This is a genomic window from Trinickia acidisoli, from assembly GCF_017315725.1.
GTDB classification, from domain to species: domain Bacteria; phylum Pseudomonadota; class Gammaproteobacteria; order Burkholderiales; family Burkholderiaceae; genus Trinickia; species Trinickia acidisoli.
Genome location: NZ_JAFLRG010000002.1, coordinates 1,794,959 through 1,821,564, shown reverse-complemented (window position 1 = coordinate 1,821,564; position 26,606 = coordinate 1,794,959). Strand labels below are relative to the sequence as shown.

Here is a 26,606-nt window from a genome sequence, read left to right as displayed (position 1 = left end):
TCCCAATGAAGATCGCGGTTAGAAGTCGCGCAGGGCGATCACAGCGTCTACTTCCACTGCCGACCCAGCAGGGAGCATCGCCACGCCCACAGCACTGCGTGCGTGCCGTCCGGCATCGCCGAATATTTGAACCATTAGATTGGATGCCCCGTCGGCGATCGCACTTTGTTTCGTGAACCCCGGCGCGCTAGCCACGAAAACACCCAGTTTCAAAACGCGTGCCACGCGATCGATCCGATCGTCCGTGACAGCCGCAATCTGCGATAGAACGTTCAGGGCGCAAAGGCGAGCCGCCTCGATGCCATCGTCTTCAGTCAGTTCGGCCCCGAGGCGGCCGGCGTACGCCACCTGCCCGTCTTTGCGCGCAACCTGGCCGGATATGTGGACGAGGTTCCCCTCCTTGACGAACGAGACGTAGTTCGCCGCGGGCGATGTCGGCGTACCAAGGCTCAGGCCGAGTTCGGCTACACGCGCGGAAATTGATTGACTCATCTGCATCGCTTTGGATCGAGTTTGAGAAACGACAATCCTATCGATTCGCGCGCCTGATGGCCAATCAATTCTTGTCGCCCTTGCATTAGCAAAACTAATCCGTCACGTTGAATGAGTCTTTGCTCGCAAGGTCTGTCAGCCAGTCGCAGAACGCCGTGGTGGCCTCGCTGCGTGGGCCGCGTGGCGTGACGAGCCACCATCCGATTTCCGGATCGTCGAGTGCCGCTTCGGGCAGCGCGTGCCAAATGAAGCTAACAGCCCGACGGTCAGGGTGCCTGCCGCTCCCGGTGGCGCGCGAAGTTCATCCGTGCCGTGGCGCAGGAGTGCGAACGCAGCATGCATCTTTTCGTAGTACGCGATTCCGGCATCAGTGAGAGTCACCGCGCGGGAACGTCGATCGAACAAGAGCCGCCCCAAATCGTCTTCCAATTTTTTGATGTGATGGCTGATGGCGCTTTGCGTGACATGAAGCTCTTGTGCCGCGTCAGTGAAGCTTAGATGTCGCGCGACCGCCTCGAAGACACGGAGCGATAAGAGCGGGGGATTGAACGCGACGAACGCATGGTGTTTGACGAGGGCTCATGACGGGAACGATGTTACCGAACCCAATAGAACAACCTCAATTGCCCACCCGCCTTTGGCAGCCTTCGTGGCCGCACGCTGGCGCATCTCTCCCGTACGAACGAAGTAGAACTTCTTTCCATCCATCCGTGCGAGTTTCGCTAGAGTCTGCTGCATTCGGGTATCAATCGTTCCTACAGGACGCTCCGAAGTCGTCACCTCGGCGGACACTTCGACTCGCCCTGAAAGCATTCCTCGAAGATCGGGTTCAGAACTATCTCCGGTTTGCCGAGGATTCCAAAACCAAGCGACTTCGTTGGAGGCAGCACTCGACGCGGAGAGCCACTCCGCAGCCCGGATGATGAGGTGCTCGTGCTGAATTTGGTTGAGGTCCTCGTACGTTTCTTGTCGTAGCCGTCGCAAAACGTCGATGCTCGCCTCGGTCGACTCGCAGGGGAGTGACGAAAGACGACGGATCGTATCCAGTGAGCGCTTCGCATCGGCAAGAACCTTTTGATGCGCTTCATTGAACGGCCCCAGTCGGTCCATATGCTTAGCCTTTCTTGTTTGAGGATTGCACTTACCGCTGCCTGTGGCTACCGCAATACGTTGAGCTCATTTTTCACGGCGCTTCGCCTAGATCGATCGCCGGACAGAGCATCGACGTAGGCATTGAGGAACCACCTAATCGGATAGACGCTTGCTATCCCACTCGCCGAGCGGTTGCAATAATGCACCGATTTGATGCCGATCGCCACAACGCCGTGACCGACGATGTCTCGCGGGCTAGTAATGGGTTTTGCGAACGCCAAAGATGCGGGTGTGGCTGTTTCGCTTGCGAAAATGCGGGTGTAGTGTCTCGACGACACCAGAGGACCGGGGGAGAGCGCTCCCCCGGCTGCCGTCGCGGCTAGGACGGCTTAACGGAAGAAAAAAGCGAATGCGCTTCGAGTTCAGCGCGAGCGCCATCCAATGCGTGCTTCACCGCGTCTTCACCCCTAACGAGCCCCTGTAGCGGCAGGAACTGTACGGTCGTGATTCCGATAGAGCCGAGCGCGTAACGGAGGTAGGGCGTCAGGAAATCGGGTTGACTTGCATGTTCGCCAAAGTGAAAGCCGCCGGACCCCACGATCACGATTGTCGGGCGGTCCCTCATGAGACCGACCTTTCCCTCCGGCGTCGATCTGAACGTGCGGTGAATGCGCAGCACATGATCAATCCACAATTTCAATGCCGCCGGCACCGTGAAGTTGTGGATCGGCGTATTGATAACAAGAACATCCGTGGATTCGAGCTCGGCGATCAATCGTTCCGAGGTTTCGAACATGGCTGGGTCCGGCGTGCGCGACGTGATCGCCCGCGCATATTCGATCGATACGGGCGGCAGGGGATCGGCCGTTAGATCTCGGGAAATGACCTCGACACTAGACGACGCGTTCTTACTCAAACGTTGCTCGACTTCGCGTACGAGGCTGTGTCCGTGGCTGGCACTGCCATGTGGGCTGGCATTGATCGATAAGATTCTCATTAATTTCACTCTGTGACGAGGGTGAGCGGCTCGGCGAAGTGCATCCCTGTTGCGAGCAGCCCTTGACGGAAATAGAACCGCTGTGCGAACGCGTTGTTTAGCCCGGTATCAAGAACAAGGTGCGCGCAACCGGAATTGCGCGCAACGTCGCGCACGGCCTCGAGTAGTTGAGCACCTACTCCGCCGCGTTGCAGATCGGCGTTGACGACGAGATCGTCGACATAAATAAATTTGCCGCGCAAGAGATTGGTTTGCGCTCGATAGCCCGCGAGGCCGACAACCTCCGTCCCATCACGTGCCGCCAGCAGGCGATACCCCTCGGTATGCTGATGCGCCAACTGTGCAACGAATGCGTTGACGTCCGTCAAATGCGGGCGCAATTGTTTCATGATTTCGAAGGCCGCGGCAAACGACGCGGGCGTGTCCAAATGATCGAAAGTGAGCGAATCGGCCATACGTTTCTCCGCTTGAGATGGTATGCACGATAGCGCCGCCATGGCCTAGTCAGAAGAGCCAAGATGTGCATATCGGACTAGGCCATCCCGTGTGTGCGGGATTGGAAGGGGTCGGCTCTGCGGCATGCAGCGCTTACTATTTCCACTTCGCCCCGATCATCGCCAACCCGGCTTTCTGCAGGTCTTCCGGTCCCATCACAACGCGAAACTCGCAGTCGGCGTTGAACGTGAGAAACCACGGCTCGGCAAATGCGGGAATCTGCGACGGATCATCGAGGTTGATGACGAGGATGGCCCCGCGTCCGCCACTTTGCTCCGTAAAATAGGCGGCTTCCGGTTTCATCTCTTCGAGTATCTTCGCTATCACTTCCTCGATGGTGCCGCCGCGCACGAAGGCATTGAATGGCTCATGGGGAATTCGTACGTTCAGAAGCATGCGCATGGTCGTTCTCCTTGCTCGAGTGGGGCCGTGAAAAACTCCTCTAGCATACGAGACCTTCCATGTTGCTTTAGTGGGCTCGGTAACACCCCAATGTATTGGCGCGGCCCAGCCTCACTTCACGACGGTCCAGGTGCCGTATCGCCCTACGGCCGCCTCGTCGAAGTCGAAGCCGAGTCCCGGCGTTTGGTGCAGCACGATGCGCCCATCGCGATGAGTGAGTTGGTGGTCGATGAGCCGGCGGAAGTTCAGTACTTGATCGTCCCAGAAGTACTCGACATAGCGTGCGTTCGTCGTGGCCGCCACGAGCGGCGCATGCACGTCGTGGAACCAGTGAGGGCACATCACCACACCGTGACTCGCCGCAGTGGCCGCAATGCGCCGCCATTCGCTGATACCGCCACATACCAGGGCATCAGTCTGCAGAATGGCCGCGCCGCCTCGTTCGAGAAGTTCGCGGTGATACCACCGGCCGTAGCCGATTTCGCCCGTTGCGATGGGTACGCGCGTGAGCTTTGCTAGCCGCGCGTGGTTGGCGATGTCGTCGGGCGAGAACGGCTCCTCGATGAAGTAGGGGTCGTATTGCTCGATACGTTTCACGTGCTGAAGCGCTTCCGTCGCATCGGTCCAACCGTTGTTGATGTCGATCATGAGTTCGACGTCGGGCCCGATCGCTTCGCGTGCTGCCCGCACGCGCGCCTCTTCCTCGCGCGGCGAGAGGCGGCCGCCTTTCATCTTCACGGCCTTGAACCCCATTTCCACATAGCGCGCCATTTCCTCGCCGAGCATCGCTGGCGTTTTGCCTTCCAGGTAGTACCCGCCGCTCGCATAGGCGGGAACGCTTTCCAACTCTGCCGCGCCTAGATATTTGTGGAGCGGAACTTGATGCGTGCGCGCGTTCAAATCCCACAGCGCTGTGTCGAGAATGCTGATGGCGCGCATGACAGTGCCGGCCCGCCCCTGCAACAACGCTTCCTGATACATCGCCTGCCACAGGCCCTCTACCGCATACGAATCCTGGCCGACGAGCACGGGTGCCAACAACTGTTCGACCGCCACGCGAAGCAACTCGTCGCCGCTGCTGCCCACGTAGCAAAATCCAATACCTTCCACGCCGTCGCTCGAACGCACTTTGACGAGCCCGTAGTGGCGAGTGGAAACCGTGCGTGTGGCGAACGACGTGACTTTGTCGAGCGGTACGCCGACGGCGCAGACTGAAACTGATTCGATTCTCGGCATGACTGACTCCTCCTCGTTGAATGCCGCTCGCGTGTCGTGTACGAGCGGGCCGGGTGAAGTCTGATAGCCGCCGGACCGTAAAAACAGTATCCTTCGCCTTCTTCAAACCATAGAGTTTCTATCGATGGACTCGCGCTATCTGCAGAGTTTCGTCTATGTGGTTGAGCTGGGCTCGATCGCCGAAGCCGCGCGTCGATTAGACCTCACACCCGCAGCCGTGGCGCAGCGTGTGAAGATGCTCGAGGAGGAACTCGGTGCGAAGTTAGTACGACGTAATGGGCGCACCGTGGGCACGACCGAGGCGGGCGAGCGCATTCTCGAGCGGGCGCGCTCGATACTGCATGGCATCCGCGACCTTACGTCGGATCTCGTCGATGCCTCCGTACTGGCAGGGCAACTGCGGTTGGGCGGCACGCCCACGATGATGACCGGCTTGATACCGGATGCACTGGCGCAGATGCTCACGCGGCATCCGCAGATCGATATTTGGCTCGAGCCCGCGAATTCTCTCGAACTCTATCGCAGGGTCACGCACGGAGAACTCGATGCCGCTGTACTCGTGCATCCTTTGACGGACCTGCCGAAGAGTTGCGACTGGCACACCTTCCGAGAGGAGCCGCTCGTGCTCCTCACGCCTGCGGCGATGCGGGTGAACGACGTGCACCGCACCATTGAGACCGAACCGTTCGTGCGCTACGACCGCAATGCGGTGGGCGGGCAGCTCGCGGACGCCTATCTGCGCCAACACGGGCTGCAGCCGCGCCACCGCTGCGAGCTGGACGGCCTCGATGCCATTGCCGTGCTGGTCGATCGGGGCCTTGGCGTGTCGCTTGTGCCGGACTGGCTCAGTTCGCGCTTTGCCGGTCTTTCGCTCGCGAAATGGCCCCTCCCGCATGCGTTTCCGACGCGTACCGTGGGCCTATTGTGGAATCGCTCGTCTGCCCGCATCAGACTCGTGCGCGCTTTCCTCGAAGCGGCCAAGGCCTTCGTCGAACACAAAAACTCCTGAGGTGTGAAGCAAGCGGACCGTACTTTCACGTGCGCTTTGGCAGCGTGATACTGCGCCGGCAGCGTCAGATCGTCGGCTCGGCAGGCGAACAGGCGGCACTGCACCGACTGCCCTGAACATCACCTGAAGGAGAGCGCATGAGTGCACATTCGGCCAGCGTCCACCCCAGCCACCCAACCGACGAGCGCCTGCGTGGCGTGCTTTCGCCGGTACTTACACCGTTCGATGCCGAGCAAGCGCCTTCGATCCCGCGCTTGGTGAAGCATTGCCGCTGGCTGATGCGACAAGGGGTAGGCCTAGCCCTGTTCGGCACCAACTCGGAGGCAAACTCGCTCTCGGTCGCGGAAAAACGCGGATTGCTGGACGCATTGTTGGAGGCCGGCTTGCCCGCGGCGCGGATGATGCCTGGCACCGGCGCTTGCGCATTGCTCGACGCGATCGAGCTCACGCGTCACGCAGTGCAAGCTGGCTGTGCCGGCGCACTCATGTTGCCTCCGTTCTTCTACAAGGGCGTGAGCGACGAAGGGCTGTATCGCGCGTTCGCTACCGTGATCGACACCGTAGCCGATCCACGGCTGCGCGTGTACCTCTATCACATCCCACCGGTATCGCAGGTGAGTATCAACTTCAGTCTGATCGAGCGATTGCTTCGCCAGTACCCCGGCGTGATGGCGGGCATCAAGGATAGCGCCGGCGACTGGATCCATACGCGCGCGCTGCTGGACACTTTCCAGTCTCCGACCTTCGACGTGTTCGCAGGCACCGAAGCGGTATTGCTGCCCACATTGCAGCACGGAGGCGCGGGGTGCATTACAGCGACGGGCAACGTCAATGCCGCGGCGATCGTGGCGCTTGAGCGAAGCTGGCAAGCGCAGGACGCCGAAGCACGGCAGCGCCAACTGAACGATACGCGGGCCATCTTCCAGCGCTATCCGATCATTGCCGCGATGAAAGCGGCGATTGCATGGCAGTCGGGAGACGTGCAATGGGCGGCCGTCCGCGCGCCGCTGGTCGAACTGGATCGCGCTCAACAGGGCGAATTGCAGCGCGCTCTGACGGATATCGGGTTTCATATCGACGATGCCGGCTCGCTCTGCGCCGCCGCTGAGGGCGCAGTCGCTCTTGCTGCCGCTGCAGAGCGAAATTGAAGTAACCGACGCGCACTACCTACGACAAATGCACCCGCGCGATACCGTGGCGAACCACGGACCGGCGGTCGAGGAGACACACCATGTTCAGCCGTACCACCTATCCGGAGGCGCTCGCCCCCGATCTTGCCGACCTCGCGTTCCGCCGCATCGCGCGGCGTTTCCTGCCGCTTCTCTTTGCGAGCTACGTTGCGGCCTATCTCGATCGCGTCAACGTAGGTTTCGCAAAACTGCAAATGCTCTCCAGCCTGCACTTCAGCGATGCGTCATACGGGCTCGGTGCCGGACTTTTCTTCATCGGCTACTTTCTGTTCGAAGTGCCAAGCAATCTGCTGATGCATCGAGTTGGCGCTCGCCGATGGATCGCACGCATCATGATCTCGTGGGCGGTGCTGACGGATGGCCACCGCGTGGGTGCGCACGCCGGCTATGTTCTACGTGGTGCGCTTCCTCCTTGGGGTGGCGGAAGCCGGATTCTTTCCCGGCATGATCCTGTATCTGACCTACTGGTTTCCCGCGCGGCGGCGCGGACGCATGGTTGCCACGTTGATGGCCGGCATTCCCGTATCCGGCTTGCTGGGCGGCCCGCTATCGGGCTACCTCATGGATGCGTTGAACGGCCTAGGTGGTTTAGAAGGTTGGCAGTGGTTGTTCATTGTCGAGGCCTTGCCCTCCGCGCTACTGGGTGTGATCGTCTATCGCTGGCTCGACGATCGCGTTGCCGACGCGGCGTGGCTGAGTCGCGAAGAGAAGCGTTGGGTACAAGACGAGATCGCAGCGGAAGAGGCGACGCGCACTCACGCTTCGGTGGCGGCCATGTTCGGCTCCGCTCGCGTTTGGGTGCTATGCCTGACCCTCTTCGGTATTGTGATGGGCTCGTACGCGATCGGCTTTTGGCAGCCGACGATCATCCGCCATGCGGGCGTGGCCGATCCGCTCATGATCGGCTTGCTCACGATGATCCCATACACAGCGGCGCTCGTCTCGATGATCGCGGTAAGTCGTCATGCCGACCGCACGCGCGAGCGCCGCTGGCATGTGATCGTTCCCGCGTTGACCGCGGCCGCGGGCTTCACGCTTTGCGCGGCGAATGGCAACGACACGTTGCTTTCGATGGTGGGCCTGACGTTGGCCGTCTCGGGCGTGATCACCGCGCTGCCGATGTTCTGGGCGCTGCCCACCGCGTTCCTCGGTGGCACCGCTGCAGCGGCTGGCATTGCGCTCATCAACTGCACCGGCAATTTGGCAGGCTTCGTGAGTCCGACGGTGATCGGCTGGCTGAAGAGTTGGACGCATACGCTAGCATCGGGGCTCATGTTGACGGCTGCGATGCTTACGCTTTCCGCTTTGCTCGTGTTGCTTTTTGTGCCGGCGCAGCCTGAGGGGCGTCGGGACTATGGTTCGGCGAATTGATCATTGGACGCCGCCATCATTTCACTCAGGTAGCGCGGAGCATCAAGGAAGCTCAACCGCGGACCGCCACAGCCACCACAATGAGAGCCGAGAAGATCAGCGCCGGGGCGAGATGTCGGAACGGCTCTCGATTTCGTAGCAACGTGAAGAGCGCGCCAATCATGATCGTCCCGGCCAGCGCTAAGCCTAAAACGCTGGTTTGTTGTCCCAGAACAAGTGCTGCACTAAGGAGCTCGAGAGCGCCGCAGAGCAACCGAAACCATGCCGGGTAACCCCAGCGTGCGAAGTCACGCTTCACCGCGCCAAGTCCTGCGAGATTGACCACCCCAGCAACCGCGAACAGAACCGCTACGATCATCGCGAGAATCGATTCGAAAGATGCAGTGTTTAACGCCATCGTCATGCTCCGTCAGCTTTGCTGAAAGTGCTTCTATGCGGAGAGGTCCGCAAGCAGGGCAGGGCCGTTGGGTTCCCACGCAAGCACTCGCCGGGCAAGCTGGCCGCTTACCGTTTGGTCGAGCGCCAGTGCATCGGCAAAGGGCCCAAACGATTTGCGAGCATCGTCGAGCGGCCAAAATTCGACGCGATCGGCGCCGACCGAGGCTCGAATGGCTTCACCCATTTCGGCAACGGCAACGGCATCTTCCGCGACTACGTTGAAGATCTGTCCCGCGACTCGATCATCCCCGCTTGCCGCTCGCTCCACCGCGCTCAGGTAGGCCGTGGCGAGATCATCGACGTGCACGGCAGGCCAGTGGTTGCGGCCATCGCCGACGACTCTCACACTGCCGGTTTGACGGACCATGCCGGCAAGCATGCCGAAGACGCCGCCGCCGTGGCCGTGCACCATCGCCGGCCTGAGGATCACCGCTGCAATCGAGCGGCGTCCTGCTAGCGCCAGCACCTGTTGCTCCACTGCGGGCCGCCAGGCGACGAGTGGAGTCGGGTTCAGCGCCGATGTTTCAGTCGCGAGCTTGCCCTCCGTATTGCCGTAAACCCAAGTGCCGGACGTATAGACAAACGCCGCGCCCGGATGCAAATGCGAAAGCATCGCGACGGCTGCGGCTTCATCAGCGGCAGCGGCGGAAGCATCGTTGGTCGACGCGGCGTGCACCACGCCATCGGCGGCACCGGCAGCCGCAGCGAAAGACTGTGGCTCACGCAAGTCGCCGCCATGCAGGTGCACGCCGAGACGTGCCAGCGCGCTCGCGGCCGCCGACCTGTCATCGCGCACCAGCGCCGTCACCTGATGGCCGAGGCTGATTGCCTTGCGCGCGACCGCTTGCCCGATGAAGCCCGTACCACCTGTCATGAACAGTTTCAAAGCATTCCCCTCGATGATTGCCTGCGAAGTTGATGAGTCTCACGAACGAGACTTATCGGTCTCGTTTTGACAAATCTAAACGAGACTAGCCAGTCTTGTCAACTACTCGGTGATCTGCTATTTATCTGGCATGGATACTTCTTCTCTCCCCGGCCTGAGCCCGCTGCAATGCCGCAAGCGGTCTGCAATCCTCGACGGCGCGAAAATCGTTTTTTTAAGTCAAGGTTTCGGTCTGGCAACGATGGACGATGTTGCCGCGGCCGCTGGCGTTGGCAAACAGACGGTCTACCGTCACTTCAAGTCGAAGGAGGCGCTCTTCGTTGGTCTGGTGAGTTCGATGTGCGCTCAGGTGGGTGGATTTCTTGCCCGCGCTTTGGACGAGCAATCCGCTGAATCCCCCGAAGTCGAGTTGCGCGAGTTGGGGTGGGTGTTGGCCCAAATCCTTATCACGCCGGATAACCTGCGACTTTACCGGGCCATCGTTGCCGAGGCCGAGCGTCTTCCGGAGCTGGGCCAGGTGTTTTACGAAAATGGGGCAAAGGTCGTGCGTGCCTTCGCCGCAAAAATTCTGCGAAAGCGATTTGACGAATCGACTGCTGCATTGCGGGCAACGACATTCGTTCAGTTGGTGCTCGGCGACGCGTATCTGGAACTGTCGATTGGCTTCACGGTGCCTGATGTCGACGCGCGCTTTGCACTGCAGATTGACGAGGCGGTGGCGGCGGCACTTCGCTAAGGAGCGCCGTATGAGATGTCGAGCTACTGCGTGCGGAGCGCGCCTCGCCATACTTCCCACCTGCAACGCTCCACGAGCTAAGGAACTGTAGTTGTCGAGTCCACTTCGCTCACCCGAGAGCGAATGAGGTGGTCTATATTGAAATCTAGCAAAGTATAGGGTGATGAAGATATACCTATATCGATGCGCAGCGAGCCGAGACGACAACCCTCAAGCGTTTGGACGAGGGTTTCTTCAAGGTGCGTTTTCCACTTCATCATGCGCGATGTTGCGCCTACGCGCGCTGCGCCGAGCACATCGGTGCTGATGTCATCACCGATAATCAGCGCTTCGTTGGCGCCGCAGCCGACATGAGTGAGTGCCTGCTCAAAGAACATTTCGGACGGCTTGCCTGTGACTGTCGCTGCTTTGCCCGTAGCCGCTTCCAGCCCGACGATGAAACTGCCGCAGTCCAGCTTTGGACCATCGCGATCAAACCAGAAGAGTCCTTTTTGAGGGCCAACCCTCAAAGCGCGCTAGACCGCCCTTGCACCCGCCACTAAGATGACATGCAGGGCAGGGTGCATCATCGGGTGCCGTACCCCTTTCGCCGTAGCACGCAACAAGTCGAACGGAGGCGCCACGTATGAACAGCCACAAGCTGCGCTTCGTTTCGCTCGCGTTCATGACGGCATGCATGGCGTGCACCGTTGCATCGGCACAGGGCAAATATGGCCCTGGCGCATCCGATACCGAGATCAAAGTGGGCAACGTGACGGCCTACACCGGCGTATTCGCCGAATATGGCCAGATCGCACGCGCCGAGGCGGCGTACTTTCGGATGATCAACGATGAAGGCGGCATCAACGGCCGCAAGATCAATTTCGTGAGCGTCGATAGCGGCTCGAACGTGCAAACCGCGGTCGCGCTCGCGCACAAACTCGTCGACGAGGATCAGGTGCTACTGCTGGTCAGTGTGTTCGGCGCACAGAGCAATCTCGAGATCCGCCCGTACATGAACGAGAAACACGTGCCTCAGCTCTTCGTTGCGAGCAACGCATCGACGTTCGACGATCCGCAGCATTTCCCCTGGACGATGGGCTGGGAAGCCTCACGGCACACCGAGGCGGCCGCCTACGCCAAGTACATCCTGCGCAACAAGCCCGACGCGAAGATCGGCGTGCTCTACGGCAACGACGAAGCAGGACACGAATATGTGACCGCCATTCGCGAAGCGCTAGGCGAAAAAGCGGCAACGATGATCGTCAAGGAAGAGGCGATCTCGTACGGCGATCCTACTGGGATCGACGCGCACGTCGTTGCGCTCAAGGACTCGGGCGCCAACGTTTTCCTGAACATGACATTCGGCCGGTTCGCGACCGAAGCGATACGCGAAGCTTACGATATCGATTGGCATCCGTTGCAGTTCATCCCAAACGGGTCGCTTTCCATTGCGGCGTTTATCGAACCCGCGGGTCTCGAGAAAGCCAACGGCATCATCACCAACGCGCGCTCGAAGGGCTGGAGCGATCCTCGTTCGAGGCAGGACCCGGACGTGCGCGCGTTTCTCGCCTGGATGAAGCAATACAACACCGAAGCCAACGAGCGTGACGCCAACAATGTCTACGGCTATGAAGTCGCGCAGACGCTGGTTGCGGTGCTAAAGCAATGCGGCAACGATTTGACCCGAGAGAACGTGATGAAGCAGGCCGCGAGCTTGAACCTCGAACTGGGCATGCTGCGCCCCGGAATTCGGATTTCGACGTCGCCCACCGACTATCGCCCGATCAAGCAACTCTATCTTCTCCGCTTCAACGGGCAGCATTGGGTGCCGACCGGCGATGTCGCCGGCGACTGAACTCGATGGTTGCGACGCAGGTCGAGGAAGCCGGCTACATGATCATGGCCGGCTGACGAGCGCGAAATTGGGCACACCTGAACGTACTCTTTTCGCGGAAGAACGAAATTACGCCTGCGAAGCCTGTGCCCGGCGGCCTGTTGAAATTCCTGGCCATGCCGACAACGCAATATCGGCCAAACGCCTCAATGTCTCAGAACAAGCTCCGTCGCATGCTTGCGCAGACATGCCCTGCACGACGGCTGCATAAAAGCGTGCGAGTGCGTTGGTGTCGGTCTCGGTTGCAAGTTCCCCTTCGGCGACCGCGCGGTCAAACCGTTTCTCGATCAACTGTATTGCAAGATCGCGCCGTGCAGCGACTTCTCGCGCTGCGGCCTCGCTTTTGTCGCCATGCTGAAGAACGGCAGTCGACACCATGCACCCCCGCGGCTTGCTGGGGTCCGTAAAACCCGCCGCCGCATCGTGCAAGTAGCACGCTATAGCGTCGTAAGCCGACGTATGCCTTTGCAGCGCGCCAAGACGATTTTGGTTCTCGCGCTCACCGTTCCGGTCGAGTGCCTGCCTAAACAAATCATCCTTCGAACCGAACGTCGCGTAGAGCGACGGAGGCGTGATGCCCATGGCCTGGGTTAGGTCGGCTATCGAGGTGCCCTCGTATCCTCGCTCCCAAAATAGCCGCGCTGCGATGTCGAGCCCGACATCGCGGTCCAGCGTCCTGGGCCGGCCGCGTTTCCGAGGTGATTCGCTCATTTTGTATCGAAGCCTATAAAAATCGTTGACAGCACTCTTCGCCGCTCAATATTATAGCGATCCCTAGAAAATTAACTGAAAACGGAGTGATCGATGTCTGGAAAGCTATCAAGCAAGGTTGCCCTTATCACGGGAGGCTCACGTGGGATCGGCCGTGCAGCAGCGCTGGCCTTCGCACGAGAAGGTGCCGCGCTGATCGGTGTGCACTATGGCACCAATACCGATGCGGCCGCCGCAACGATCCGAGAGATCGAGCGTCTTGGTGCAAAAGCCGTCGCTATCAAGGCCGATCTGAGAGGGGGTAAGGAAGCGACGGACAGCCTTTGGGAACAGTTCTCAAGGGCTGCGGTTGCCGCTACCGGTGAGCCTCGGCTCGACATTCTCGTCAACAATGCCGGTGTGGCACCTGCCGTTTCTCTGGCGCAGACCAGTGAGTCCATCTTCGTTAAGGTTTATTCGATGCCAGCCATCGGGCGCATGAATGTGCATACCTCTGCACATGTCGGCAGGCGTCGAATAAGCCCGATGGAGGAAACCGCGGAGTGCCCCGATGCGGTTGGAGATTTCGCGGCTATCGTTAAATCGTTAAGGTTTATTCGATGCCAGCCATCGGGCGCATGAATGTGCATACCTCTGCACATGTCGGCAGGCGTCGAATAAGCCCGATGGAGGAAACCGCGGAGTGCCCCGATGCGGTTGGAGATTTCGCGGCTATGGCGATTGATAGGCGGGGATGCTCAATCGTGCCGGGTGCAACTGGACGGAGTTGGATGCTGGCTGGGCGCTGACAGGGTAGCGAAGCGGTGCCGTCGTGTAATCGCGATGACGAGGCGGCCGTGCGAGGAGCGTGGCGACGTGACACGCGCAAACGTCCGCTCGTGGGCCGCGTTGCCGCAAAGCCGACGGTCGGTTCGGATATCGGGGAACCGTGGAGTTCATGTGTGCGGCCGGTGCGTTGGGGGTGCGCGGATTGGGGCGCTGCGCGCGAATACGTCGATGACGATCATCGGCGCGCCGCAGTGGCGGCAGACGAAGACGGGCCGGGTAGCGATGGTGGTGTCCGGTGACGGGGCGATGCCGGGTGCGACGTGCAGCAGCTCGCGCACTTTGGCGAGACTGGCGCGTCGGACCGGGTTGGCGAGCAGCCCGTAGTGACGGATGCGATGGAAACCACCGGGCAGCACATGGAGCAGGAAGCGGCGCATGAATTCGCTAGCCTCTAGCGTCATGGTTTTGTAGCGGGTGCGCCCCTTCGCGCGATAGTCCTTCCAACGGAACGTCACGCCGCGCTCGTCGAAGGCGAGCAGACGCTGGTTGGAGATGGCGACGCGGTGCGTGTAGCGTGAGAGGTACTCGAGCACCGCCTTCGGTCCGGCGAACGGGCGCTTTGCGTAGACCACCCATTCGCAGGTACGCAGCGGTGCCAGCCACCGGGCAAAGGTGGCGGGGTCCGCGAGCCCGGTGTACTCGCCGAAGAACTGTAGCTGGCCATTGCGGTGGGCCACTTCGAGCGCTTCGAGGAAGCGTCGGCGGAACAGGCGTGAGAGCACGCGCACCGGCAGGAAGAAGCCGGGCCGGCAGGCGATCCAGCGCTCACCATCGGGCGACAGCCCGCCACCGGGCACGATGCCGTGCACATGCGGGTGATGCGTGAGGGCCGAGCCCCAGGTATGCAGTACGAGCGTGGCCGCGATCTGGGCGCCGAGGTGTTTGGGATCGGCGGCGATCGTGCGCAGCGTCTCAAAGGCGATGTCGAGCAGCAGGCCGTAGATGATCCGCTTGTTGTACCAGGCGATGGCGCTGACGGGCGCGGGCAGCGTGAAGACGACGTGGAAATATTCGACGGGCAGCAGATCGGCCTGGCGTGCCTCCAGCCAGCGGTGTGCTGCGCTGGCCTGGCACTTCGGGCAATGCCGGTTGCGGCACGAGTTGAAGGACACCTCTGTCCTTGCGCAGCCTGAACAGCGCAGCACATGCCCGCCCAGTGCCGCCGTGCGGCACCGTTCGATGGCCGACATGACCTTCAGCTGCCCCAGGCTCAACTGTGTGGTGGCCCGCCACGCTGGCCCGTGGCTGCGGAAGATGTCCGCAACCTCCAGCATGAGGCGCTACAGCACGCGGGTCTACTCGGAGGGCAGACGGTCCAGCGGACTGGTGACCTCGCGCAGCAGGTCGGTGGCCACCTGGACGTAGAGCGCGGTGTTCTCGAGCTTCGCATGGCCGAGCAGCACCTGGATCACGCGGATGTCCACCTTCTGTTCAAGCAAGTGTGTCGCGAAGCTATGCCGAAGCGTGTGCATGGACACGCGCTTGTCGATGTTCGCAGCCTCGGCGGCGGCATGAATGGCGCGGTTCAGTTGCCGCGTGCTCAACTGATCGAGCGGATCGAGGCCGGGAAACAGCCACCCGCCATCGAGCATCTTGCCCTGCGCACGCGCCACGCGCCACCACGCACGCAGACGCTCGAGCAGCACCGGTGAGAGCATCGCATAGCGGTCGCGGCGGCCCTTGCCCTGCTCGATACGCAGTGTCATGCGTTCGCTGTCGACGTCGGTGACCTTCAGCGCGACCACTTCGCTGGCGCGTAGCCCCGCGCCGTACGCGACCGACAGCGCGGTCTGGTGCTTGAGGTTGCCGGCCGCCTCGATGAGGCGCCGGACCTCATCGGGACTGAGCACGACGGGCAATATGCGGGGCACGCGCACGGGATGCATTCTGACCATCAGCTCGGGCCGGTCGAGCGTGACGGTGAAGAAGAACTTCAGGCCGGTGATCGCGTGGTTCAGCGACACGGCCGATGTGCCGTGGTCGACCAGATGGAGCTGGTAGCGGCGCAGGTCCTCGACGGTGGCCGTGTCCGGTGAGCGTCCGAGAAACCGCGCGAACTCACGCACGATGTGCAGATAGATGTCCTGCGTCTTGGGGGCAAGCTGGCGCATGCGCATGTCGTCGATCATGCGCTGGCGCAGCGGACTGACGTTTGACTGTGAGGAGGTCATGATGGGACTCCTGCTGAAGAACGAGGCGGATTGCCTCATTCGCCAACATAAAGCCGCGCGACCGGCCTCTCCCTGACCTTCAGCGTCGGATCGTAGCCCCTACCGCGCGAGCGGTTTAGTCCATCGATGAGTTGTTGACGATCAACTTCAAGGCACCGTTCTTCTTGATCCAGACCGTTGCTGATCATATCCGCGATAACGGACGGATCATCAACATTTCGACAGGCTTTACGCGTGTCGCGGCGCCGACGCATCCCGCCTACGCGGCGTCGAAAGGCGCAATTCAAACGCTAACGCTGGCGCTCGCACCCGAGTTCGGTCCTCGCGGCATCACGGTCAATACGGTAATGCCGGGCGTCACGGAGACCGACATGAATGCGGACTGGATCACGATTCCCGAAGCACGCGCCGGCGCTGAAGCCCTGTCGGTGTTCTCGCGTGTCGGTCAACCCGCCGACGTAGCAGACGTCATCGCCTTCGTCGCGTCGTCTGACGCCCGATGGATCACGGGACAGGTCATCGACGCGACGGGTGGTGCCCGGCTCTAAAACTTCGGGTTGCCGTCAAGCGATCGGTTTGCGGCAACCGCTAGTGACCGGACCTCTGCACTATACGGACGCCAGCTTCATGCTCGGCATGGTCCGTTTATGTTTTGTCGCAGACGATCACGCAACGAGTAACCAGCCTCAGTGCATCACGTGTTACCGGTGGGAACGATTCCCGCCGCCTCTACCATCAGGATCACCGTTTTCTCGGGCGCTCGAGGGCGATGCAACAGACCTTTACGCACGACAAACGCCTGCCCCGGTTTCAAATCCACGCTCCAGCCCTCGAGGTCAATGAGGAAGTGCCCACTCACGACATAAAAGAATTCGTCCTCAGCTTCATGCTTGTGCCAGTGATATTCGCCTTGCACCACGCCAAGCCGGACTACCGATTGGTTCACCTCACATAGCGTCTGGTTATACCAGGGGTGGTTGTTTGCCGCCACGAGGGCAGGAACGTCGATGATTTCGCCGAAGGCGTGGAGGACGTTGAGGCGGGTCAGATACGGAAAGGCGTCGTTGCTCACATCGATCTCCTTGAACGTTGGTTCGTGTCGAACATGCGAGCAACTCTAAGCCGTAACCGTTCCGTGGATCTTGTACCGAACCGTCAATCGTTGGTACAGGAGCGATCTTCAAGCAACTGCGCGCGGTACGCGCCTGGCGTCAGTCCCATTCGGCGCCGAAAGACACGCGTAAAGTGACTTTGGTCCGCAAAACCGGCGGCCTCCGCAATGGCTGCGAGCGAGTGGCGTCCACCGGCCAATTGGGCGCATGCGAAATCGAGCCGAAGCTGGCGCACGTATTCTCCAACAGTGCGGCCAAAGTGCTTACGGAATTCACGTGCGAGGTGATCGGCGGAAACATGGCTGTCTGAAGCGATTTCATCCAACGTTAGTGCCTCGCGAAAGCGATCGTGCAGTAATGCTTCCACGCGGCCGAGCCATCGACGTGAGCCGCCAACTGTTGCAGCACGCGGGACGGACCGCTCGCAGGCCGCAAGAAGTTCGAGTACCAGCCCTTCAACCGCCAACGACGTAGCGAAATCCTGTTCGCGGCACTCGCGGACCAGACGGCGCATGAACGACAGCGGAGCTCCGCCGGCAAAGTCATCGGGACGATCGAGAACCCGGGTTCGGCCACCAAGCCGCTGCAGCCACGTGGGCGAAAACTCGACATGGAGTGCCTTGCCGCCGGCTCCGTACCAACAATTTGCATGCGGTACGCCTGCGGGGAAAAGCGTCAGTGACATCGGCCCGTCTTCGCCACGGCGTGCCGGCCAGGATCGTGTGCCGTGACCGTCCAGCACGAAACAGAAAAACGGATTGACGTGTTCGTGCTGCGGGATGATCAGATCCGTTGCGAAATGAGTCTCCACGACTGAGATCCCGTCATCGCCATATTGCAGGGTAGTGGTGCCAAAGTAGTCACCCGGTTCAAGTACCCTTAGCATGGGACTGACTCCCAAAGAGACGTTGCAGTCGATTTTACACGCCTCTCCAGAGCCGTTCGAAGGCCGATAAAGGCACTCAATTCCTGCCGAGCCATCGCATTTCTCTCATCTGACTCATTCTCTTGAAGAATAGATCTTATGGGAAATCCGCGCATTATCATTCCCGCCGAAGGTAACTACCATGAACCTGTCATTCACGAACAGGCCGACAGACATCCCATGCCCAACCTCGACGTTCTGTTCAATTCCTACCGGCTGAATGCCCTCAACCTACCGAACCGCGTGGTCATGGCGCCGATGACTCGCTCCATGTGTCCGGGCGGTGTGCCGACCGCCGAGGTTGCCGGCTACTATCGCCGCCGCGCTGAGAATGGCGTCGGTCTCATCATCACAGAGGCGGCGGGGATCGGCCGTCCGGCTGCGCTCAATGAACCTGATATGCCCCGCTTTCATGGCGAAGCGGCGCTCGCAGGCTGGAAGAAGGTGGTGGACGAGGTTCATGCGGCGGGTGGGCGCATCGCGCCGCAGTTGGTTCATGTGGGCCATAAGCGCTCGAACTCGACACCCGATTGGATACCATCCGCGCCCTATGAAAGTCCCTCGGGGTTTTCAGTGACAGGCGGGCGCATCAGTCGACCGATGAGCGAATCCGATGTAGCCAATGCCATCGACGCCTTCGCGCGCGCAGCGTCGGATGCGGAGCGGCTCGGATTCGACGCAATAGAGTTGATGGGCGCGCACGGCTATCTCATCAATCAGTTCTTCTACGACCACCTCAACTTGCGCAACGACAGATATGGCGGCTCGACGCTCGTTGAACGCTCTCGCTTCGCGGTCGAGATTCTGAAGGCAATCCGGACGGTGGTGACCCCGGGCTTCCCAGTGATTCTTCGTCTTTCGCAGTGGAGGCCAAAAGACTTCAGCGCACGACTTGCCGAGACGCCGAAGGCGCTCGAACAGTGGCTTACCGTGCTCGCCGAAGCGGGTGCGGATGCGTTCCATCTCTCGCAGCCAAAATTCTGGCAGCCCGCCTTCCCTGAGATCGATGGGGGGTTGAACCTTGCCGGCTGGGCGAAGAAACTCACGGGCGTCACCGCGATAACCGTCGGCGCCGTCGGGCTGTCCGGTGACGTCTACGAATCCTTTGGGGGCAAAAGCGCTCAATTCGCGCCGCTGAACGGATTGCTCACGCGGCTGGAGCGCGGCGAGTTCGATCTGGTAGCAGTTGGCCGTGCGTTGCTGCAAGACCCTGCGTGGCTCGAGAAGATACGGCAAAATCGCGTCGACCAGATTGCCGACTTCACGTCGGCCGCGTTTGCCACCCTGCGTTAGTCACTGTTTGAACTCATATTCGTCAGCCTTTGCTTTGCGAAAGAAACGTGCGCAGCCGGTCCACGCCATCGAGTAACTTTGCATCGGCGCTGACGGCATGGCACCAGCGCAGCCAGCCATTTCCTTCGGCACCGAAAGCCGAGCCCGGGGCAAGGCCGAGGCCGACTTCGCTCACGAGTTGCTTGGCCAAAGCCAGTGAGTCGTCGCGACCGGCGATGCGAAAAAACATATACATTGCGCCGCCGGCGTCAGGCACTTCGACATCCGGAAGGCTGACGAGCGCATCCTTGAGTAATGCCCGGGTGTCTGCCAGCCTTCTTTTGAGGCGCGCAACTTCCGGCTCTCCATGCAAAAGCGCAACCGAGGCGGCGCGCTGCACAGGCTCGAACACACAGGAAAAGTTATATTCGATTACTTTCGCGAGATCGGCAGTCAATTCCTGTGGCACCACCATCCAGCCCGCGCGCCAGCCCGTCATCGACCATGCCTTGGAAAAGCTGTTGACGGAAATGATTCGGTCGCCTTCCTTGTAGTACTTGAGAAACGATGGCGCCGAGCGCAAATCCGGGTCGTAAACAAGCCGCTCGTAAACGTCATCGCAGACGATCCAGATGCCGTGCTGGCGGCAGTGCTGCAAGATGGCCGCCACGCTTTGCTCGTCGATCACCCAGCCCGTGGGATTGTTCGGAGAATTGACGATCAATGCTTTGGTATTCGGCGTCAACGCGCCGAGGAGGCGATCGAGATCCAACGTCCATCGTCCTTCGCGAACACAGAGCGGGACACGCTCGACCTCGGCGCTCAGAATCTTTGGAATTTCGCAAACGTTCGGCCACAGGGGGGTGATGGCGACGACCCGATCTCGAGGGGCCAGCAGCAATTCCGCGGTGATCATGAGCCCCGTTACGCCGGAACTGACTACCGCGATGCGATCCGTCTCGACATGCTGGTTGTGCAGGCTCGTCAGGTAGCTTGCGATGCCCTCGCGCAGGTACGGGCGCCCGAGGTTTTGCGAGTAGAAGGTTTCGCCGTTGGCAAGCGAGCGTGCCGCTTCATCCCGGATGAAGCCGGCGGTTGCCAGATCGGATTCCCCGAACCAGAACGGCAAGACATCGGCTTTGCCCATGCCGCTATTGGCGACTTCGCGGATCAAGGAGCCGGCAAGTTCATGGATGGACGTTCTTGTTTGTATCGAATGCGTATGGCTTTGGGTCATGGCGCGTCCAGAGAGGGATGAGTCAATCGATACGTATGCGGTCATTGGGCGGCGCATGCCAACAGCAACGACGCAAACGTGTCGATCTCACGCATTCGGTTGCTGGGCCCTGCAACGGAGATCGCGCCTATGACGCGATCGTCACTCAACACCGGTGCGGCAAGGCAAATCAATCCGTCGATCAGTTCTTCGTCATCGACCGCATAGCCGCGTGCGCGGGTTCGTTCGAGCTCTGCCAGGAGCGAATCCTTATCCACGATCGTCCGCGCAGTATAGCGATGCAAACCCTCATCGCAGATTCTGTCTATCGCTGGCGATAACGTGGGCCATGCAAGAAGCGCTTTACCTACCGCTGTCGCGTGCATTGGGCCGTGCCAGCCGACGTAAGAGAACATGCGAATAGGATGAGGCGAATCGACTTTCGCCAAGTACACGACGCGATCGCCTTCGGCCACCGCGAAGTGCACCGTTTCCCGCGTTTCGGCCGCCAGTCGAGACAGCAGCGGTTTGATGCGGTCCACCAGTGCCGTGAGGTCATCGGGCGCAGCGAACAAGCCCGGCAACCGATAGCTCAGCCTGTACGTCGTCCCGTCCTGCACTGTCCAGTTGAAGGATTGGAGCGTTCTTAATAGTCGATAAACCGTGGGACGCGGGAGGTCGAGCGATTTAGCCAACTCACTCACCGACATAGCTTTCGACGCCCGCGCGAGCAGTTCGACGAGGCGAACTGCGTGACTCACGCTGCTGATGGTTGCCGCTTCCGACATCGTACTTACCCTCGCTCTAACGCTGCACCCTTGCAAGTGGATGTGCCGCGTCTATAATGTGTCTAACAGTGATACTACACTGTCCATTATTGATGCACAAGGTGGATATGAAACCCAACAGCACTTCTTCCCCGTATATCGCCGCGGTCGTGCAAGGGACGCCCGTGCCTTTCGACGTCGACGGCACGCTGGCGAGAGTCGACGAACTCGTCGCGTCCGCTGTGAAGCGCGAAGCGCAACTCGTGGTCTTCCCCGAGGCATTTATCGGTGGATATCCGAAAGGGCACATGTTCGGTTCGTATGTCGGAGGCAGAACGGGCGAGGGACGAGACGCCTGGCGCAGGTATTGGGAAGCGGCAATCGACGTCCCCGGCCCGGCTGTCACCGCACTTTCAGAGATCGCGCGGAAACGTTCGGTTTATCTCGTGATCGGTGTCATCGAACGAGACGGTGGCACCTTGTACTGCTGCGTGCTGTTTTTTGATCCGTCCGGCACGTTTCTCGGTAAGCACCGAAAGCTCATGCCTACCGGCGCCGAACGCATGATTTGGGGGTTCGGTGACGGGTCGACCATGCCAGTCTTTCAGACACCCATTGGCAACGTGGGCGCAGTCATTTGTTGGGAAAACTACATGCCTCTCATGCGAGCGGCAATGTACGCGAAGGGTATTCAAATCTATTGCGCGCCAACGGCGGACCCCAGGCCGAGTTGGATCGCGTCCATGCAGCACATCGCTGTTGAAGGAAGGTGTTACGTGCTCTCATGCAATCAATTTCTGAGGTGCGGTGATTTCGACGATGCGTATCCCTGCGAGCTCGGTGACGATCCCGAGATGGTCCTGCAGGCAGGCGGCAGTTGCATCGTCAATCCATTCGGCGAACTCATCGCTGGGCCCGTTTTTAACGAAGAAGCGATCTTGACCGCTGAAGTGGATTTGCACGACGTCATACGAGGAAAGTTTGATCTCGATGTGACGGGGCACTATGCACGTCCCGATATTTTCAATCTTTCGGTCGATGAGCGAGCACGGCAATCCGTCACGAGCTCTGCAAATTCGGCGTTTCGCATGACTCAGGAGGCAGAACAGCATGATCACGCGTGACGATATCCTCAGCGCAGCTCGCCGAATCTCACCCTATGTAAGAGTCACGCCAATCCTGCGGGTCGACTCGCAGGCGTTCGGCGTTCCAGGCAACACCTACCTGAAGATCGAGTCGCTGCAAGTGACCGGTTCTTTCAAGCCGCGCGGGGCTTTCAACCGGCTACTGGGCGAACCGCTTCCGGAGGCAGGGGTGATCGCCGCCTCCGGCGGTAACCACGGCATCGCCGTGGCGCATGCTGCGCGCACGCTCGGCGTAAAAGCGGAGATATACGTGCCCAGTCTCGCAACGCCGCTCAAACGCGCGCTGCTGGACAGCTTGGGAGCGAAAACCGTCGTCGCTGGTGATACCTATGCAGAGGCACTTGCTGCGAGTGAGGCACGGGCGGCCGAATCCGGTGCAATGCAAGTGCCCGCATTCGATCATCCGCTGACGGTTGCCGGTCAAGGCACGATCGCGATGGAACTGGAGCAGCAAATCGAAAAAATCGATACCGTCCTGCTTGCTGTGGGCGGTGGAGGGTTTGCTGCGGGGATAGCCGCGTATTTCGACTCGCGCGTCAAGATCGTGTCGGTCGAGCCGGCGTTGTGTCCAACGCTCGCGAACGCGCTGTCCGTCGGGCATCCTGTCGATGTGGAAACCGGGGGGCTTGCTGCTGACTCTCTCGGGTGTCGGCGCATAGGCGATATCACGTTCGAGATCTTGCAGCAACGCGTCAGCGAATCGGTGCTCATATCGGACCAACAGATTCGCGATGCCCAAATCTCTTTGTGGGAGCAGTTTAGGATCGTTGCGGAACCGGGAGGTGCAGTCGCTTTCGCGGCGCTGGCTTCCGGGGCATATCAGCGCAAACCTGGAGAAAGCGTCGTTGTCGTCATTTGTGGTGGGAACGCTGATCCGCGCACGATCGGAGCGAATCGGAACTGACTTTCGCGTAAGCACTCCGGCGCGGGCGCTTCCTACTGACGATGGGTGGGAAGCGATCGGCCTGGATAGGCCGATTCCAATCGCCCGCTGCTGCAAGCATCTTTCGCATGCCGAAGGGGCGAGCCGCGTGTACGATAGAATCCGCTCGCCAATGAGTTTCAGGAGGCATCCATGAAAGCGGTCTGCCCGCTGCACGGGCCAACGACTATCATCGGCACGAACGCGTATGGGTTTCCGGTTTATGCGTGCTGTTGCAACGACGTGCCCTATGAAACGCCCCCGGACGCATGTACGAGGGCGCCGACGCGACGCGGATCCGACCCGAAGCAGCAGAAGCCCCGGCAACCGGAGGCAAAAAGGGAATGAATCGTGGCTCGGCTCGTTTTCAGATTCTGAGTCAGTTTGTCCGATTACTCCATCGACGGCGAGTGCGCGCGTTGTTCGAAGGTGCTATACCCCCAGCTTTCTTTCGCTCATCCACTTGACGATCGCTGGATCTCGATGCGAGAAGAAGCTGCTTTCCCCGGTGTCGAGCCCGGCGATCTGCGCGAAATCAGACTCGTCGAGTTGGAAGTCGAACACGTCGAGGTTTTCCGTCATTCTTTCCTTGCGCACCGACTTCGCCAAGGCGACGATCCCTCGCTGAATCAGCCAGCGCAGAACAACCTGGCCGACGGACTTCCCGTGCTTCTCGGCGATTTGCACCAGGACATCGTGATGAAAGAGATTGTTCTTACCCTCGGCAAACGGCGCCCACGCCACGGCCTGCACGCCGATGTCCTTCATAAAGTTCGCGTTTTCGGCTTGTTGATGGAACGGGTTGACTTCGACCTGATTGACGGCCGGTGCAATTTCATTGAACGCCTTGATGTCCATTAGGCGATCGGGGTGGAAGTTACTCACGCCAATCGCGCGAACCTTGCCCAGGCGAAGTGCGTCTTCCATCGCTCGCCATGAACCGTGTACATCGTTGTAGGGCTGGTGGATCAGATAGAGATCGACATAGTCGAGTTGCAGCCGGCGCAGCGACTGATCGATAGCGTGCTGGGTGCGCTCGTAGCCGGCGTCCTGCACCCAGAGCTTCGTCGTAACGAAGAGTTCGTCCCTTGCAACACCGCTCCCGCGGAGGCCTTTGCCGACCGACTCTTCGTTCATGTAAGACGCGGCCGTGTCGATGTGGCGGTAGCCGGCGTTGATGGCGTCGATCACGCAGCGTTCGCATTCGTCGTGGTCGCGTATCTGAAAAACGCCGAAGCCGAGGATAGGCATCTCGACGCCGTTATTGAGCGTGACTTGTTGCATATCGATTTCCTGTCTGTCGATTGCGCTGCGTTATCGGTCAACGCGTTGCTGGATGTGAGCCGGGTAGCGTTCTCCGACGATTCGAATCTCGCGCAACGCCGATTCGATTGCCGACAGTTCGTCCGACGATAGCGCTACGGCTGCGGCCCCCACGTTCTCTTTCAATCGATGCAGCTTCGTGGTGCCCGGTATCGGCACGATCCACGGCTTTTGCGCGAGCAACCAGGCAAGTGCGATCTGCGCGCGCGTGACACCTTTTGCGGCCGCGATTTGTCCGAGCACGTCGACGAGCGCCGCATTCGCTTTGCGATTCTCTTCGGAGAAGCGAGGCACGACGTTACGAAAGTCGTTCGAAGCGAACTCGGTGCTCGCGTCGATTGCGCCGGTCAGGAAGCCCTTGCCCAATGGACTGAAAGGAACGAAGCCGATGCCGAGCTCTTCGAGCGTCGGGAGCACGGACTGCTCCGGTTCGCGCCACCACATCGAGTATTCACTTTGCAGCGCGGCGACCGGTTGTACCGCATGCGCACGACGTATCGTTCGAGCGCTGGCCTCCGACAAGCCGAAGTGCTTGACCTTGCCTTCCTTGATGAGGTCTTTCACGGTTCCCGCCACGTCTTCGATCGGAACATTCGGATCGACGCGATGCTGGTAGAACAGATCGATGCGATCAGTCTTGAGTCGCTTCAAGGACGCCTCCGCGACCGCGCGGATGTGTTCGGGACGGCTGTCTACCGGGTTCTTTGAATCGCCGTCTTGAAACCCGAATTTCGTCGCAATGACGATGTGATCGCGAAACGGAGCGACTGCCTCGCCCACTAGTTCCTCGTTGACGAACGGCCCGTAGCACTCGGCCGTATCGATGAGCGTGACGCCCGCTTCGAACGCCGATCGAATGAGTGCAATGCCATCTGCTCTCTCGACGGCCGGGCCGTAGCCAAAACTGAGGCCCATGCAACCGAGACCGATAGCCGACACCTCGAGCCCACCGTGACCAAGCTTACGTTTTTGCATTGCGCTATCTCCTTCGATCGCCATGTGGCATGTGAAGCGTCGAGCTTATGCTCATGTATTGAATTCAACAATCGGTCTACAATTTCATGGGCCTATGAACATTTCTCAACTATGCAAAAAGCAGGGCTGTCCGAGTTGACGGTATTCGTCGAGATCGCTCATCAGCGCAGCTTCAGTACGGCCGCGCGTAATTTGGGCGTGTCGCCGTCGGCGCTCAGTCATACGATGCGCGCGTTCGAGGCGCGTCTCGGGGTACGTTTGTTCAATCGTACGACCCGCTCCGTTGCGCTCACTGAGGCAGGAGAGCGGTTGCTGCAGCGTGTCGGCCCTGCCATCGCCGACCTGCAAGACGCCGTGAGTGAAGCGGCCTCCACACGCGATCGTCCGTCGGGGGTGATTCGCATCAGCGCGTCGGAGTCCTCAGGGAAGCTACTCGTGCGTAATGTCTTGCCGAGCTTTCTGACGCGATATCCGGACATTCACGTCGAAATCGTCGTCGACACACGGTTGGTCGATATCGTTGCGGACGGATTCGATGCCGGCATTCGCGTACTGCAAGACGTTCCGCGCGACATGATTGCCGTGCGTTTCGGCGACGATATGCGCTTCGTCGCCGTGGCATCGCCCGACTATTTGCGGCAGCATCCCGCACCGCGGGCGCCGCATGATCTTGCGCAACATCGATGCATCCGATTTCGTTTCGAGAGCGGCGCGCTGTATCGCTGGGATCTCGAACGTCGTGGAAAGAGCGCGAGCATCGACGTCGATGGTCCGATGACGCTCGGCAATCTCAATCTCATGATCGAGGCGGCGCTCAATGGGATCGGTATCGCTTGGGTTCCCGACTATCTTGCGGCAGAGCACGTGCTGTCGGGGCGCCTGGTCCCTTTGCTTGCCGACTGGAGCCCATCGTTTCCGGGGCTCTGTCTCTATTACCCCGCCAATCGCCATCCGCCAACGGCACTGCGACTCTTTGCTGCTGCGGTTCGTGAGTGGGCGGATACAAAGTGAGAGGTGGA

The 26,606-nt window shown here is 60.2% G+C and carries 28 protein-coding genes and 2 pseudogenes; 11 read left to right on the top strand and 19 right to left on the bottom strand.

Annotated elements, in window-relative coordinates:
* Positions 1 to 18: 18 nt before the first annotated feature.
* The 7 genes and pseudogenes from J3485_RS26450 to J3485_RS26420 form a co-directional block, all read right to left on the bottom strand.
* Positions 19 to 492: a RidA family protein gene (locus J3485_RS26450; RefSeq protein ID WP_206957258.1), complete on the bottom strand. Its 474-nt coding sequence runs from the start codon at positions 490 to 492 to the stop codon at positions 19 to 21.
* 135 nt (positions 493 to 627) lie between these two features.
* Positions 628 to 963 (bottom strand): annotated as a pseudogene (locus J3485_RS29350) (LysR family transcriptional regulator); the annotation flags it as partial.
* A 108-nt stretch (positions 964 to 1,071) separates the two neighbouring features.
* Positions 1,072 to 1,602: a hypothetical protein gene (locus tag J3485_RS26440; RefSeq protein WP_206957257.1), complete on the bottom strand. Its 531-nt coding sequence runs from the start codon at positions 1,600 to 1,602 to the stop codon at positions 1,072 to 1,074.
* Between the two features lie 361 nt (positions 1,603 to 1,963).
* Positions 1,964 to 2,581 carry an FMN-dependent NADH-azoreductase gene (locus tag J3485_RS26435; RefSeq protein ID WP_206957256.1) on the bottom strand — a complete coding sequence of 206 codons (618 nt, stop codon included), beginning with the start codon at positions 2,579 to 2,581 and terminating at the stop codon, positions 1,964 to 1,966.
* Positions 2,582 to 2,586: 5 nt separating this feature from the next.
* Complete coding sequence (locus J3485_RS26430; protein ID WP_206957255.1) at positions 2,587 to 3,036, bottom strand: GNAT family N-acetyltransferase; 450 nt, start codon at positions 3,034 to 3,036, stop codon at positions 2,587 to 2,589.
* Between the two features lie 136 nt (positions 3,037 to 3,172).
* On the bottom strand, positions 3,173 to 3,478 hold the full coding sequence (locus tag J3485_RS26425) for a panthothenate synthetase (protein ID WP_206957254.1): 306 nt from the start codon (positions 3,476 to 3,478) through the stop codon (positions 3,173 to 3,175).
* 111 nt (positions 3,479 to 3,589) lie between these two features.
* Positions 3,590 to 4,714, bottom strand: a complete 1,125-nt coding sequence (locus tag J3485_RS26420) for a mandelate racemase/muconate lactonizing enzyme family protein (protein WP_206957253.1) — start codon at positions 4,712 to 4,714, stop codon at positions 3,590 to 3,592.
* A gap of 124 nt (positions 4,715 to 4,838) precedes the next feature.
* Between J3485_RS26420 and J3485_RS26415 the strand changes: the two genes are divergently transcribed.
* The 3 genes and pseudogenes from J3485_RS26415 to J3485_RS26405 all read left to right on the top strand — a co-directional run bounded on the left by J3485_RS26415 (position 4,839) and on the right by J3485_RS26405 (position 8,284).
* Positions 4,839 to 5,723, top strand: coding sequence for a LysR family transcriptional regulator (locus J3485_RS26415; protein WP_206957252.1), 885 nt, complete (start codon positions 4,839 to 4,841; stop codon positions 5,721 to 5,723).
* Between the two features lie 137 nt (positions 5,724 to 5,860).
* Positions 5,861 to 6,871 carry a dihydrodipicolinate synthase family protein gene (locus J3485_RS26410; RefSeq protein WP_206957251.1) on the top strand — a complete coding sequence of 337 codons (1,011 nt, stop codon included), beginning with the start codon at positions 5,861 to 5,863 and terminating at the stop codon, positions 6,869 to 6,871.
* 83 nt (positions 6,872 to 6,954) lie between these two features.
* A pseudogene (locus tag J3485_RS26405) lies at positions 6,955 to 8,284 on the top strand (MFS transporter).
* 52 nt (positions 8,285 to 8,336) lie between these two features.
* Here J3485_RS26405 and J3485_RS26400 read toward each other — a convergent pair.
* Together J3485_RS26400 and J3485_RS26395 are read right to left on the bottom strand one after the other, a co-directional pair.
* Positions 8,337 to 8,681: a DoxX family protein gene (locus J3485_RS26400; protein WP_206957250.1), complete on the bottom strand. Its 345-nt coding sequence runs from the start codon at positions 8,679 to 8,681 to the stop codon at positions 8,337 to 8,339.
* Between the two features lie 33 nt (positions 8,682 to 8,714).
* Positions 8,715 to 9,596, bottom strand: a complete 882-nt coding sequence (locus J3485_RS26395; RefSeq protein ID WP_242538938.1) for an NAD-dependent epimerase/dehydratase family protein — start codon at positions 9,594 to 9,596, stop codon at positions 8,715 to 8,717.
* A gap of 142 nt (positions 9,597 to 9,738) precedes the next feature.
* Between J3485_RS26395 and J3485_RS26390 the strand changes: the two genes are divergently transcribed.
* The gene (locus J3485_RS26390) at positions 9,739 to 10,344 is read left to right on the top strand and encodes a TetR/AcrR family transcriptional regulator (protein WP_206957248.1); all 606 of its coding nucleotides are present in this window, start codon (positions 9,739 to 9,741) and stop codon (positions 10,342 to 10,344) included.
* A gap of 77 nt (positions 10,345 to 10,421) precedes the next feature.
* Here J3485_RS26390 and J3485_RS26385 read toward each other — a convergent pair whose 3' ends face one another.
* On the bottom strand, positions 10,422 to 10,853 hold the full coding sequence (locus J3485_RS26385; RefSeq protein WP_206957247.1) for an HAD hydrolase-like protein: 432 nt from the start codon (positions 10,851 to 10,853) through the stop codon (positions 10,422 to 10,424).
* A 116-nt stretch (positions 10,854 to 10,969) separates the two neighbouring features.
* Between J3485_RS26385 and J3485_RS26380 the strand changes: the two genes are divergently transcribed.
* Positions 10,970 to 12,181: an ABC transporter substrate-binding protein gene (locus J3485_RS26380; RefSeq protein ID WP_206957246.1), complete on the top strand. Its 1,212-nt coding sequence runs from the start codon at positions 10,970 to 10,972 to the stop codon at positions 12,179 to 12,181.
* A gap of 108 nt (positions 12,182 to 12,289) precedes the next feature.
* Here the strand turns inward: J3485_RS26380 and J3485_RS29610 are convergent, their stop codons facing one another.
* Positions 12,290 to 12,931, bottom strand: a complete 642-nt coding sequence (locus J3485_RS29610; RefSeq protein ID WP_206957245.1) for a TetR/AcrR family transcriptional regulator — start codon at positions 12,929 to 12,931, stop codon at positions 12,290 to 12,292.
* 93 nt (positions 12,932 to 13,024) lie between these two features.
* On the opposite strand from J3485_RS29610, the gene J3485_RS26370 reads away from it, so the two are divergent.
* Positions 13,025 to 13,552, top strand: coding sequence for an SDR family NAD(P)-dependent oxidoreductase (locus J3485_RS26370; protein WP_277991650.1), 528 nt, complete (start codon positions 13,025 to 13,027; stop codon positions 13,550 to 13,552).
* A 314-nt stretch (positions 13,553 to 13,866) separates the two neighbouring features.
* Here the strand turns inward: J3485_RS26370 and J3485_RS26365 are convergent, their stop codons facing one another.
* Together J3485_RS26365 and J3485_RS26360 are read right to left on the bottom strand one after the other, a co-directional pair.
* Positions 13,867 to 15,033, bottom strand: coding sequence for an IS91 family transposase (locus J3485_RS26365; RefSeq protein WP_206955966.1), 1,167 nt, complete (start codon positions 15,031 to 15,033; stop codon positions 13,867 to 13,869).
* A 21-nt stretch (positions 15,034 to 15,054) separates the two neighbouring features.
* Positions 15,055 to 15,930, bottom strand: a complete 876-nt coding sequence (locus J3485_RS26360) for a tyrosine-type recombinase/integrase (protein WP_206955967.1) — start codon at positions 15,928 to 15,930, stop codon at positions 15,055 to 15,057.
* Between the two features lie 134 nt (positions 15,931 to 16,064).
* Here J3485_RS26360 and J3485_RS26355 point away from each other — a divergent pair, with 134 nt between their 5' ends.
* On the top strand, positions 16,065 to 16,478 hold the full coding sequence (locus J3485_RS26355; protein WP_242538937.1) for an SDR family oxidoreductase: 414 nt from the start codon (positions 16,065 to 16,067) through the stop codon (positions 16,476 to 16,478).
* 146 nt (positions 16,479 to 16,624) lie between these two features.
* Here the strand turns inward: J3485_RS26355 and J3485_RS26350 are convergent, their stop codons facing one another.
* Both J3485_RS26350 and J3485_RS26345 read right to left on the bottom strand, forming a co-directional pair.
* Complete coding sequence (locus tag J3485_RS26350) at positions 16,625 to 17,002, bottom strand: cupin domain-containing protein (RefSeq protein WP_206957244.1); 378 nt, start codon at positions 17,000 to 17,002, stop codon at positions 16,625 to 16,627.
* 83 nt (positions 17,003 to 17,085) lie between these two features.
* The gene (locus J3485_RS26345) at positions 17,086 to 17,928 is read right to left on the bottom strand and encodes a helix-turn-helix transcriptional regulator (RefSeq protein ID WP_206957243.1); all 843 of its coding nucleotides are present in this window, start codon (positions 17,926 to 17,928) and stop codon (positions 17,086 to 17,088) included.
* 138 nt (positions 17,929 to 18,066) lie between these two features.
* Here J3485_RS26345 and J3485_RS26340 point away from each other — a divergent pair, with 138 nt between their 5' ends.
* The gene (locus J3485_RS26340) at positions 18,067 to 19,260 is read left to right on the top strand and encodes an NADH:flavin oxidoreductase (RefSeq protein ID WP_242538936.1); all 1,194 of its coding nucleotides are present in this window, start codon (positions 18,067 to 18,069) and stop codon (positions 19,258 to 19,260) included.
* A gap of 22 nt (positions 19,261 to 19,282) precedes the next feature.
* On the opposite strand, the gene J3485_RS26335 is transcribed toward J3485_RS26340, so the two are convergent.
* Entirely contained in the window at positions 19,283 to 20,476 is a 1,194-nt protein-coding gene (locus tag J3485_RS26335) for a pyridoxal phosphate-dependent aminotransferase (RefSeq protein WP_206958405.1), read from the bottom strand.
* Between the two features lie 41 nt (positions 20,477 to 20,517).
* Complete coding sequence (locus J3485_RS26330; RefSeq protein ID WP_206957242.1) at positions 20,518 to 21,243, bottom strand: IclR family transcriptional regulator; 726 nt, start codon at positions 21,241 to 21,243, stop codon at positions 20,518 to 20,520.
* Positions 21,244 to 21,350: 107 nt separating this feature from the next.
* Here J3485_RS26330 and J3485_RS26325 point away from each other — a divergent pair, with 107 nt between their 5' ends.
* Together J3485_RS26325 and J3485_RS26320 are read left to right on the top strand one after the other, a co-directional pair.
* Entirely contained in the window at positions 21,351 to 22,346 is a 996-nt protein-coding gene (locus tag J3485_RS26325; RefSeq protein ID WP_206957241.1) for a carbon-nitrogen hydrolase family protein, read from the top strand.
* Complete coding sequence (locus J3485_RS26320) at positions 22,333 to 23,271, top strand: threonine/serine dehydratase (RefSeq protein ID WP_206957240.1); 939 nt, start codon at positions 22,333 to 22,335, stop codon at positions 23,269 to 23,271. Before J3485_RS26325 ends, J3485_RS26320 begins: the two co-directional genes overlap by 14 nt.
* 450 nt (positions 23,272 to 23,721) lie before the next feature.
* Here the strand turns inward: J3485_RS26320 and J3485_RS26315 are convergent, their stop codons facing one another.
* Complete coding sequence (locus tag J3485_RS26315) at positions 23,722 to 24,573, bottom strand: aldo/keto reductase (RefSeq protein WP_206957239.1); 852 nt, start codon at positions 24,571 to 24,573, stop codon at positions 23,722 to 23,724.
* Between the two features lie 30 nt (positions 24,574 to 24,603).
* Positions 24,604 to 25,587, bottom strand: coding sequence for an aldo/keto reductase (locus tag J3485_RS26310; protein WP_206957238.1), 984 nt, complete (start codon positions 25,585 to 25,587; stop codon positions 24,604 to 24,606).
* Between the two features lie 111 nt (positions 25,588 to 25,698).
* On the opposite strand from J3485_RS26310, the gene J3485_RS26305 reads away from it, so the two are divergent.
* On the top strand, positions 25,699 to 26,598 hold the full coding sequence (locus J3485_RS26305; RefSeq protein ID WP_206957237.1) for a LysR family transcriptional regulator: 900 nt from the start codon (positions 25,699 to 25,701) through the stop codon (positions 26,596 to 26,598).
* Positions 26,599 to 26,606: the final 8 nt, after the last annotated feature.